Raw genomic sequence first — 10,104 nt, forward strand, 5'->3', positions numbered from 1 at the left:
CCATCAGCGCGTCCAGCACATGCCGCGTCGCAGGCTCGGGTTTGCCGGCGCGGTGGGCCAGGCCCAGCGGCCGCCACAGGCGCGGCGCGAGTGGCTTGATCACGATGCGCTCGTCGACCGCGGCTGCGCCTTCCYCGCGCGGCAACAGCGCGGCGCCGTAGCCGGCCGCCACCAGGCTCTTGATGGCATCGTTGAAGTTCAGCTCGATGCGCGCCTGTGGCTGTTCGCCGGCGCCGGCGAACCAGTCCGTCGTCATGCGGTGCAGCCGGGTGGTGGCGTCGTTGGCGATCAGCGGGCGGCCCGCGAGCCAGGCCGGCGTGATCGTGCGCGGCGCCGTCCACGCGCGCGGCAGGAAGGCCATCACCGGGTCGCGGCGCCAGGGCACGATCTGCAGGCCCTTGACGGCGGCCTGCGGCAGCGCCACCAGGCCGATGTCGAGCGTGCCTTCCTGCACGCGGGTCAGGGCCTCCTGCGAAGTGAGCACCGCGACCTGCACGTCGATGCCCGGGTGGTCGCGCCCGATGGCCTCGAGCGCCAGCGGCAGCAGCCAGGCCAGCGCGCCGGTGGAAGCCCCGACCCGCACCCGCCCGGCGCGGCCTTCGACCCGGTGCGCCACTTCATCGAGCGCTGCATCGACATCGGCCAGCAGTCGCCGGGCGCGCTCTACCAGCCCTTCGCCGATCCCGGTGGGCAGCACGCGCTGGCGCTGGCGCAGCAGCAGCGGCGCGCCCAGGCGCGACTCCAGTTCGGCCACGTGCAGGCTGACCGTCGGCGCGGCCAGGTGCAGGTGGCGCGCCGCGGCGGCGAACGATCCAAGCTCGGCAATCGTCACCAGCGTGCGCAACTGGTCGAGGTTCAGTTCTCTCATGGTGCTTCAGGTTTCATGAATCTGCTGTTCATGACATTCAACTTTACCGATCGTCGGCCGAACCGCAAGCTCTGCTCTCCACTCCAGGAGGACTTCATGAGCGCGAGCGTTTTCATCGACGGCGACCAGGGCACCACCGGCCTGCAGATCCGCGCGCGGCTGGCCGGGCGACGCGACATCGCCCTCGTGACGCTGCCCGACGCGTTGCGCAAGGATGCCGCCGCGCGTGCCGCTGCCATCAACGACTGCGACGTGGCTGTGCTGTGCCTGCCCGACGAGGCCGCGCGCCAGGCGGTGGCGGCCGTCCGCAACCCGCGCGTGCGGGTGATCGATGCCTCGTCGGCGCACCGCACCGATGCGCACTGGGTCTACGGCTTTCCGGAGATGTCGCCGCAGCAGGCCGGACGCATCGCCCAGGCACGGCGTGTCAGCAATCCGGGGTGCTACCCGACCGGGGCCGTCGCGCTGCTGCGTCCGCTGGTCGAGGCTGGCTGCCTGCGTGCCGATGCGCCGTTGAGCATCCACGCCGTGTCCGGCTACTCCGGACGCGGGCGCGAGGGCATCGACGCCCACGAAGGCCCGGCTGCCGCGGCGGCCTTGCCGTTCCAGACCTACGGCCTCGGCCTGCAGCACAAGCACGTGCCCGAGATCGAGCGGCATGCAGGCCTGCAGGGCCGGCCGTTCTTCGTGCCGTCGTACGGCAACTTCCGGCAGGGCATCGCGCTGACGATCCCGTTGCATGCCTCGATGCTGCAGCGGCCGATGACGGCGCAGGCGGTGCGCGACCTGCTCGCTCGGCACTACCGCGACTGCCGCCATGTGCAGGTGCTGGACGCCGAGCGCACCGGCGCGATGGCGCGGCTCGATCCGCAGGCCCGCAACGGCAGCAACGACCTGCAGCTCGCGGTGTTCGGCAACGACGCCCACGGCCAGTTGCTGCTGAGCGCCGTCTTCGACAACCTCGGCAAGGGTGCATCGGGTGCCGCGGTGCAGAACCTCGCCCTGATGCTCGGACTGGCCGAAGCCCCCGAGCTCGACGCTCGTGAACACGCCCCCCAGGCCCTGGAGCACGCAGCATGAACCACGCGCTGATGAACATCACCGCCCGCCCGGACCAGCTGTTCCTGCGCGGCGAAGGCAGCTGGCTGTGGGACGACCGCGGCCGGCGCCACCTGGACTTCGTGCAAGGCTGGGCGGTGAACACGCTCGGCCACGCGCCGGCCTGCATCCGCGAGGCCCTGGCGCGGCAGTCCGCGCTGCTGCTCACGCCCAGCCCGGCCTTCCACAATGCGCCGGCGCTCGCGCTGGCGGAGCTGCTGTGCCGGAACAGCGACTTCGACCAGGTGTTCTTCACCAACAGCGGCGCCGAGGCGAACGAAGGTGCCATCAAGCTGGCTCGCAAGTGGGGGCAGCTGCACCGGGGCGGCGCCCACGAGATCATCACCTTCCGCGACGCCTTCCACGGCCGCACGCTGGCCACGATGTCGGCCTCCGGCAAGCCGGGCTGGGACCGCATGTTCGCGCCGCAGGTGGCCGGGTTCCCGAAGGCGGTGCTCAACGACCTCGCGTCGGTGCAGGCCCTGGTCGGCCCGGACACCGTGGCCGTCATGCTCGAGCCGGTGCAGGGCGAAAGCGGCGTGCACGCGGCCACGCCCGAGTTCCTGCAAGGCCTGCGCGCGCTGTGCGACCGGCACGGGCTGCTGCTGGTGTTCGACGAAGTCCAGACCGGCATCGGCCGCCTGGGCAGGCTGTTCGGCTACCAGCACTTCGGTGTCGTGCCGGACATCGCGACGCTGGCCAAGGGCCTGGGCGGCGGCGTGCCGATCGGTGCGCTGCTGGCCCGGCAGCGGGCCTGCGTGTTCGCGCACGGCGACCAGGGCGGCACCTTCAACGGCAACCCGCTGATGTGCGCGGTCGGCCTGTCGGTGCTGCACGAGGTGCTGGCCGACGGCTTCCTGGCGCGGGTGCGTGCCACCGGCGACCACCTGGTCGATCGGCTGCAGGCGCTGTCCGACCGCTTCGGCCTGCAAGGGGTGCGCGGCATCGGCTTGCTGCGCGCGCTGGACCTCGGCCGGCCGCTGGCCGCCGACGTGGCGGCCCAGGCCCGTACCGGCGCCGGCCTGCTGCTCAATGCCCCGCGGCCCGCGGTGCTGCGCTTCATGCCGGCGCTCACCGTCACCGCGGCCGAGGTGGACCTGATGATCGACGGCCTCGCGGCCAGCCTGGAGGCCGTCGGGATCGGGAGTTAGCGGGGCCGGGCCGCCTTCCAGCGCGCCCGGCACAGTGCAGCCAGCTCGATCGCGCCCCACAGCAGGCTGCTCGCGACCGCGACGCCGATCTGCCATGCGAGTGCAGGGCGGCTCCAGGGCCTGCCGATGTTGCCGTTGATGCCGCCGTTGATGCTGCCGTTCATCGGCGTCTCCTGAGTGGGCGATCCGGCACCGTAGCAATCCTGCATGACGGTTTGATGGCAGACCGCGCGCGCCGCCCGCGCTATCCTCGGCCGGCACCGCGAGCCCGCCATCCCTTGCAGACCCCGACCGAACTGATCGAATTGCAGCGCCTCATCGACGAGGGCGGCACGCACCTGGGCGCGCGGGTGCTGTGCGAGGTCGACGCCGCAGCCACGGCAGGCGGGCAGCGCCTGCCGGTGATCGCCGTGACGCTCGGCAACCCGGCGCCCGACATCCCGGCGGTCGGCTTCTTCGGCGGCGTGCACGGGCTGGAGCGCATCGGCTCGGCCGTCGTGATGGCGCACCTGCGCAGCCTGGTGATGCGGCTGCGCTGGGACGAGTCGCTGCACCGCCAGCTCGATGGCGTGCGCATGGTGTTCATGCCGGTCGTCAATCCCGGCGGCATCGCACGCGGTACGCGGGCCAACCCGCAGGGCGTCGACCTGATGCGCAACGCGCCGGTCGAGGCGCAGGACCGCGTGCCCTTCCTGCTCGGCGGGCAGCGCCTGAGCGCGTCGCTGCCGTGGTACCGCGGCCCGGCGGGGGCGCCGATGCAGCCCGAGAGCGCGGCGCTGTGCCGCGTGGTCGAAGACGAACTGCTCACGCGGCCGTTCAGCCTGGCGGTCGACTGCCACTCGGGCTTCGGGCTGCGCGACCGGCTGTGGTTCCCGTATGCGCACACGCGAGCGCCGATGGCCCACCTGGCCGAGATGGACGCGCTGCACGGCATCTTCCAGCAATCGCATCCGAACAACCGCTACGTGTTCGAGCCGCAGAGCCGCCAGTACCTCGCGCACGGCGACCTGTGGGATCACCTCTACCAGCGCGCGTCGGCGCTGCCGCAGCGCCTGCTGCTGCCGCTGACGCTGGAGATGGGCTCGTGGCTGTGGGTCAAGAAGAATCCCCGCCAGCTGTTCTCGCGCCACGGCATCTTCAACCCGCTGATCGCGCACCGCCAGCAGCGTGTGCTGCGCCAGCACATGGCGCTGCTCGATTTCCTCGCACGCGCCGCGGCGAGCTGGCGGCGCTGGCTGCCGTCGCCGGACGCGCGCGAGCGCCACGGGCAGTTGGCGCTGCAACGCTGGTACGGCGCCGCGGCTCCTCCTTGAGGCGGATATCAACCCCCTCGAATGCGCGATGCCGCAACAAAGTGTGCATCCGTAAAGTGGACCCATTCCGCCAACGATGGGGCCCCGCATGCACACCAGCTACCTTCCTGCCTTCGACCAGGCGATGCAGTTCCTGTACGAGAAGCACGGCAATGCGATCAGCGAGGACCTCGTGCAGGCCTACTGCGTGCAGGGCCTGCTCAGCGAAGAAGACGGCGTGTTGAAGCTCACCGACCGCGGGCGTGCGATTTTGCGCAAGGCGCCTGTTGCACGGCAGCTACGTCCGTTACAGCTCTGAAATATCGAGCTCTCTTCCTACACGCAAACCGACAGCGCGCGAATACGCTGAAAACCATGTCGGACCTGCACCAAACCCTTCGCACCATGGGCCTGCCCCAGCTGCTGCTGGCGTTGATCTTCCTGTGCAGCTACGGCGTGGCGCTGGGCGGCATGCTCGGCGCCACCGGGCGCTGGCGGGCGGGTGGCGTGGCCGCACTGTCTGCCTTCGCGTTCGGCTTCCTCACCGATCCGTGGGAGCACGCGGTGATGATGGTGGCGTTCGCGGTGATCGGCTTCGGTGCCTTCCTCGCGCTCTCGTGGCTGCTGGCCTGGCTGCCCGAATGGGTCAGCCGCAGTGCACCGGTGCCGGTCGAGCCGCCGGTGGTGGTGCGCGACGCCGACCTGCCGGCCCGCGCGCCGGTGACGGCCGCGCCCGGTCGTCCGCGGCTCGGTCTCTGATCCACGTCTCTGATCCAGAATAGCCGGCATCGGCGGGCTGGCCGCGGCGCCTAGGGCAGGTCGGGATTTCGTCCTACACCGTGCCTCGACCCCCGGTCTTAGCATGACTTCGGGGTTGGGCCGCTGGTAATGCTCCTCCGAATTCGGCGGTCCCTTGGCGGTCAGTGCAGCGCACTGACCGCCTCTTCTCTTTCTGGAGCGACACGATGGTCACGATCCGATGGATGGGCGGGCTGTGCGGCCCGTTGGTGCTGCTGGTGGCTGCGGGTTGTGCATCGACCACGCGCCTCGATTCGCAGTGGAGTGACCCGGCCGTGGCGCCGACCTCGCTGCAAGGCGCGAAGGTGCTGGTGGTGTGCGATGCCGACGAGGCCCCGCTGCGCCAGATCTGCCAGGACCAGATGCGTTCCGAGGTCACCGCGCGCGGGGCGACGGCGGTCGCGTTCGACGACACCGATCGCGCGCTGGCCGGCAACACGGCCGCTGCGTCCAAGCCCACCAACGAGTACGTCGCGATCGCGCGCGAGCGCGGCGCCAGCGCGGTGCTGCGCACGCGCGCGATGCCTTCGCTGTCGCGCCCCGACAGCGGCGTGAGCCTCGGTTTCGGGCTCGGCACCTTCGGCTCCGGCGTCGGGCTGGGCGTCGGCATGTCGACACCGGTGGGCGGTGGCGGCAACGCGACGGTCGGCTATGCGGCCGAGACCAGCATCACCGACGTGCGCAGCGGCAAGCTGATGTGGACCGGCCGCGCGACCACTGCACCGTCGAAAGAGGTGAACAAGCAGATGGCCGAGTTGGCGACTGCATTGCTGGCGGGCGCGCAAAAGGCCGGCTGGTTCTGATGAAACGCTCCCCCCGAAGCGCCTTCGGCGCCTCCCCCCAGGGGGCGCCSSCWGCGGCCCGGCAAAGCCGGTTCCGCGGCGTCCGCTTGGCTGTGCTGCTCCATGCGGCGTCGCTGCTGCTTCTCGCCGGCTGCGCAGGCTACGGCCCCGGCGGCCTGATGCCCGGCGCGACCACCGGCGCGATCACCGAGCGCATGGGCCCGCCCACCGGCGAGTACCCGCTGCCCGGCGGCGGCAAGCGCCTCGAGTACGCGCGTGGCCCGTTCGGCAAGCACACCTACATGCTCGACGTCGATGCGCAGGGCCGGCTGGGTGGCTGGCAGCAGGTGCTGACCGAGGAGCGCTTCAACGCGGTGGCCATCGGCACGCCGGGCTCGCAGATCCTGTTCGAGTTCGGCCGTCCGGCGCAGCAGCAGCACATCGGCCGGCAGCACCTGACGGTGTGGTCGTACCGCTACTGGACGCCGTTCTGCCAGTGGTTCCAGGTCAGCGTCGGCGATGATGGCAAGGTGGTCGAGACCGGGTACGGGATCGATCCGATGTGCGACTACAACGATCACGACAACGACAGCCGACCATGAGCGCTTCCGCTTCGATCTCCCTGTATGGCATCCCCAACTGCGACACCGTCAAGAAGGCCCGCCAGTGGCTGGCCGGGCAGGGCGCCGAGGTGCAGTTCCACGACTTCAAGAAAGAGGGCGTGCCTGACGCGCTGATCGACGGCTGGCTGACGCAGGTCGGGTGGGAGGTGCTGCTGAACCGCAAGGGCAACACCTGGCGCGGGCTCGACGACGCGACCCAGGCCGGCGTGACCGATGCCGCGTCGGCGCGCGCCGTGATGCAGGCGCAGCCGAGCACGATCAAGCGCCCGGTGGTGCGCTGGCCCGACGGCCGGGTGACCGTCGGGTTCTCGGAAGAAGCGTTCGCGAAGGCTCTGAAGGCCTGACGCTCAACTGGCGATCAGGCGGCGAGCAGCTGCCTCAGCACGAACGGCAGGATGCCCCCGTGCTTGTAGTAGTCCACCTCGATCGGCGTGTCGATGCGCAGCGTCAGCTTCACGTCGTGCTGCGTGCCGTCCACCCGCTTGATCACCAGCGTCGCTTCCTGCTGCGGCTTCAGGTCGGCGCCCAGCAGCACGTCGAAGGTCTCATCGCCGGTAATGCCCAGCGACTGCCATGAATCCGTGCCGCGGAACTGCAGCGGAAGCACCCCCATGCCGACCAGGTTGGAACGGTGGATGCGCTCGTAGCTGCGCGCCACCACCGCCTTGATGCCCAGCAGTTGCGTGCCCTTGGCCGCCCAGTCGCGCGATGAGCCGGTGCCGTATTCCTCGCCGGCGAACACGATGGTCGGCGTGCCGGCCGCCATGTATTTCATCGCCGCATCGTAGATGAACATCTTCTCGTTGCCCGGCTGGAAGCGCGTCAGGCCGCCTTCCTCGCGGCTGCCGTCCTCCTGCGGCGGGATCATCAGGTTCTTGATCCGCACGTTGGCGAAGGTGCCGCGCACCATCACATCGTGGTTGCCGCGGCGCGAGCCGTAGCTGTTGAAGTCGGCCTTCAGCACGCCGTTGTCCTTCAGCCACTTGCCGGCCGGCGTGGCCTCCTTGATCGAGCCGGCCGGCGAGATGTGGTCGGTGGTGATCGAGTCGCCGAACAGCGCCATCGCACGCGCGCCCTTCACGCCCGCATCGGCCAGCGCCGGCGTCATGTGGAAGCCGTCGAAGAACGGCGGCTTCGCGATGTAGGTGCTGTTCGGCCAGGTGTAGACCTCGCCCTTCACGCCCTTGATCTGCTCCCACAGCTTGCCGGGCTTGCGGTCGATCTTCTCGTAGTTGTCGCGGTAGGCCCCGGCGTTCATCGCGAACTTCATCAGCTTGGCGATCTCGTCGGCGGTCGGCCAGATGTCGCCCAGGTAGATGTCGCGCCCGCCCTTGCCCTTGCCCACCGGCTCGGTCATCAGGTCGCGCGTCGCGTTGCCGGCGATCGCGTAGGCCACCACCAGCGGCGGCGACGCGAGGAAGTTCGCCTTCAGGTTCGGGTGGATGCGCGCCTCGAAGTTGCGGTTGCCCGACAGCACCGCGGCGCACACCAGGTCGTTCTTCGTGATCAGCTCGTTCAGCTCGGGCGTCAGGTCGCCGGCGTTGCCGATGCAGGTGGTGCAGCCGTAGCCGGCCAGGTTGAAGCCGAGCTTGTCGAGGTAGGGCGTGAGGCCGGTCTTCTCGAGGTACTCGGTGACGATGCGCGAGCCGGGCGCGAGCGAGGTCTTGATGTGCTTCGCGACCGTCAGCCCGGCCTCCACCGCCTTCTTGGCCAGCAGGCCGGCGGCCAGCAGCACCGCCGGGTTCGAGGTGTTGGTGCACGAGGTGATCGCCGCGATCAGCACGTCGCCGTTGCGCACCTCCAGGCCGTCCTTGGTCGTGAACACCTGGTGCAGCTTCTCGGCCGGCTGGTTGAAGCCGTTGGCCGAGGTCGGCTTGCTGAACAGCTCGGTGAACTCGCTCTTCATCTTGCCGAGCTCGATGCGGTCCTGCGGGCGCTTCGGGCCGGCCAGCGACGGCGTCACCGTCGACAGGTCGAGCGAGACCTCCTTCGAGAAGTGGATGTCGCCCGACTTGGGCACGCCGAACATGCCCTGCGCCTTGAAGTAGGCCTCGAACGCATCGATCTCGGCCTTGGTGCGGCCGGTGCCCTTGAAGTASTCRATGGTYTTKYCGTCGACCGGGAAGAAGCCCATSGTSGCGCCGTAYTCGGGCGCCATGTTGSCGATGGTSGCGCGGTCSGGCAGSGMCAGCGTGCKSGTGCCYTCGCCGAARAAYTCGACRAACTTGCCGACCACCTTCTCGCGGCGCAGCAGTTCGGTGACGGTGAGCACCAGGTCGGTGGCGGTCACGCCTTCGCGCAGCTGGCCGGTGAGTTCCAGGCCGACCACGTCGGGCGTCAGGAAGTAGACCGGCTGGCCGAGCATGCCGGCCTCGGCCTCGATGCCGCCGACGCCCCAGSCSACCACGCCGATGCCGTTGATCATSGTSGTGTGRCTGTCGGTGCCSACCAGCGARTCSGGGTAGTASAYGCCGTCCTTCTTGTGCACGCCGCGCGMSAGGTAYTCSAGGTTSACCTGGTGCACGATGCCGAAGCCCGGCGGYACSACGCCRAAGGTGTCRAARGCCTGCATGCCCCAYTTCATGAACTCGTAGCGCTCRYKGTTGCGCTGGAACTCSAGCTTCATGTTSAGGTCGAGGGCGTTCTTGGTGCCGTAGTAGTCGACCATCACCGAGTGGTCGACGACCAGGTCGACCGGCACCAGCGGCTCGATGGTCTTCGGGTTCTTGCCCATCGCCTGCGCGACGCTGCGCATCGCGGCCAGGTCGGCCAGCAGCGGCACGCCGGTGAAATCCTGCAGCACGACGCGGGCGACCACGAACGGGATCTCGTCGACGCGCTCGGCCGTCGGCTGCCAGTTGGCGAGCTGGGCGACGTGCTCCGGCGTGACCTTCTTGCCGTCGCAATTGCGCAGCACCGACTCGAGCACGATGCGGATCGAGATCGGCAGCTGGTTGACGTTCGGGTAGGTCTTGGCCAGCTCCGGCAGCGAGAAATACTGCCCGGCCTTGCCGGAACCGGTCTTCAGCGTCTTCAGCGTGTTCGAGAAGGCGTGGGACTTCTTCGTGGACTTGTCGTCTTGGGCCATGGGCAGCTCTCCGTGAGGGGTCATCGCAGGGGCGGGTCGGGCGATTGTGCCCCTGGGCGCAGCAAGATCCGTGACACCGCTCACGAAAACCCCATGCGATCACGGCCCTGAAGACCCCCCGGGGCGTGAAGTGAGCGGTATTCCTGCGCCTTTTGCCCTGACCGGGGCGGGCCGGACCTGCCCACAATGGGGCGAGCCGATATTCTCCGGCCCCTCACGGACGCCCCACGCATGGACCACCGCCCCGCCACGCCCGCCTCCTCCGCGACCCCCGCCGAGGTGGAGCGCGAAATCGCGCATGCCCGCTCGGGCGGGATGCAGCTCAACGAGCTGCTCGACCGCGCCCAGAGCCTGGCCCAGCGCGGCCTGGCCGAGGCGTCGGCGCAGCTGTACGAGAACTGGAT

At 69.7% G+C, this 10,104-nt stretch carries 11 protein-coding genes; 8 read left to right on the plus strand and 3 right to left on the minus strand.

Annotated elements, in window-relative coordinates; translation table 11 throughout:
- A partial coding sequence (locus tag AC1D12_RS14095) for a LysR family transcriptional regulator (protein ID WP_477841055.1) occupies nucleotides 1-868 on the minus strand: 868 nt, incomplete at its 3' end.
- Between the two features lie 96 nt (nucleotides 869-964).
- On the opposite strand from AC1D12_RS14095, the gene argC reads away from it, so the two are divergent.
- Both argC and AC1D12_RS14105 read left to right on the plus strand, forming a co-directional pair.
- Nucleotides 965-1,948, plus strand: coding sequence for an N-acetyl-gamma-glutamyl-phosphate reductase (gene argC, locus AC1D12_RS14100; RefSeq protein ID WP_465114649.1), 984 nt, complete (start codon nucleotides 965-967; stop codon nucleotides 1,946-1,948).
- On the plus strand, nucleotides 1,945-3,117 hold the full coding sequence (locus AC1D12_RS14105) for an acetylornithine transaminase (RefSeq protein ID WP_477841057.1): 1,173 nt from the start codon (nucleotides 1,945-1,947) through the stop codon (nucleotides 3,115-3,117). Before argC ends, AC1D12_RS14105 begins: the two co-directional genes overlap by 4 nt.
- Here the strand turns inward: AC1D12_RS14105 and AC1D12_RS14110 are convergent.
- A complete protein-coding gene (locus tag AC1D12_RS14110) occupies nucleotides 3,114-3,281 on the minus strand; it encodes a hypothetical protein (protein ID WP_156154840.1) in 168 nt (55 codons plus the stop codon). The genes AC1D12_RS14105 and AC1D12_RS14110 overlap by 4 nt on opposite strands.
- 114 nt (nucleotides 3,282-3,395) lie before the next feature.
- Here AC1D12_RS14110 and AC1D12_RS14115 point away from each other — a divergent pair, with 114 nt between their 5' ends.
- The 6 genes from AC1D12_RS14115 to AC1D12_RS14140 all read left to right on the plus strand — a co-directional run bounded on the left by AC1D12_RS14115 (nucleotide 3,396) and on the right by AC1D12_RS14140 (nucleotide 6,956).
- Complete coding sequence (locus tag AC1D12_RS14115) at nucleotides 3,396-4,430, plus strand: M14 family zinc carboxypeptidase (protein WP_477827266.1); 1,035 nt, start codon at nucleotides 3,396-3,398, stop codon at nucleotides 4,428-4,430.
- A gap of 88 nt (nucleotides 4,431-4,518) precedes the next feature.
- On the plus strand, nucleotides 4,519-4,728 hold the full coding sequence (locus AC1D12_RS14120) for a hypothetical protein (protein WP_047505622.1): 210 nt from the start codon (nucleotides 4,519-4,521) through the stop codon (nucleotides 4,726-4,728).
- A gap of 86 nt (nucleotides 4,729-4,814) precedes the next feature.
- Nucleotides 4,815-5,168 (plus strand): hypothetical protein, encoded by a 354-nt coding sequence (locus AC1D12_RS14125; protein ID WP_465114652.1) that lies wholly within the window; start codon nucleotides 4,815-4,817, stop codon nucleotides 5,166-5,168.
- 206 nt (nucleotides 5,169-5,374) lie between these two features.
- A complete protein-coding gene (locus AC1D12_RS14130; RefSeq protein WP_477827265.1) occupies nucleotides 5,375-6,010 on the plus strand; it encodes a hypothetical protein in 636 nt (211 codons plus the stop codon).
- A 92-nt stretch (nucleotides 6,011-6,102) separates the two neighbouring features.
- Nucleotides 6,103-6,591: a hypothetical protein gene (locus tag AC1D12_RS14135; protein WP_477827267.1), complete on the plus strand. Its 489-nt coding sequence runs from the start codon at nucleotides 6,103-6,105 to the stop codon at nucleotides 6,589-6,591.
- A complete protein-coding gene (locus tag AC1D12_RS14140) occupies nucleotides 6,588-6,956 on the plus strand; it encodes an ArsC family reductase (RefSeq protein WP_477827264.1) in 369 nt (122 codons plus the stop codon). Before AC1D12_RS14135 ends, AC1D12_RS14140 begins: the two co-directional genes overlap by 4 nt.
- 14 nt (nucleotides 6,957-6,970) lie before the next feature.
- On the opposite strand, the gene acnA is transcribed toward AC1D12_RS14140, so the two are convergent.
- A complete protein-coding gene (gene acnA / locus AC1D12_RS14145) occupies nucleotides 6,971-9,700 on the minus strand; it encodes an aconitate hydratase AcnA (protein ID WP_477841059.1) in 2,730 nt (909 codons plus the stop codon).
- Nucleotides 9,701-10,104: the final 404 nt, after the last annotated feature.

The sequence above is a fragment of the Rhizobacter sp. P1_G5 genome (genome assembly GCF_056405435.1).

Excerpts from the sequence above, each read along its gene's own strand:
- AC1D12_RS14120 (WP_047505622.1), top strand. The coding sequence starts at position 4,519 with ATGCACACCAGCTACCTTCCTGCCTTCGACCAGGCGATGCAGTTCCTG.
- argC (WP_465114649.1), top strand. The coding sequence starts at position 965 with ATGAGCGCGAGCGTTTTCATCGACGGCGACCAGGGCACCACCGGCCTG.
- AC1D12_RS14125 (WP_465114652.1), top strand. The coding sequence starts at position 4,815 with ATGGGCCTGCCCCAGCTGCTGCTGGCGTTGATCTTCCTGTGCAGCTAC.
- AC1D12_RS14130 (WP_477827265.1), top strand. The coding sequence starts at position 5,375 with ATGGTCACGATCCGATGGATGGGCGGGCTGTGCGGCCCGTTGGTGCTG.
- AC1D12_RS14140 (WP_477827264.1), top strand. The coding sequence starts at position 6,588 with ATGAGCGCTTCCGCTTCGATCTCCCTGTATGGCATCCCCAACTGCGAC.
- AC1D12_RS14110 (WP_156154840.1), bottom strand. The coding sequence starts at position 3,281 with ATGAACGGCAGCATCAACGGCGGCATCAACGGCAACATCGGCAGGCCC.
- AC1D12_RS14105 (WP_477841057.1), top strand. The coding sequence starts at position 1,945 with ATGAACCACGCGCTGATGAACATCACCGCCCGCCCGGACCAGCTGTTC.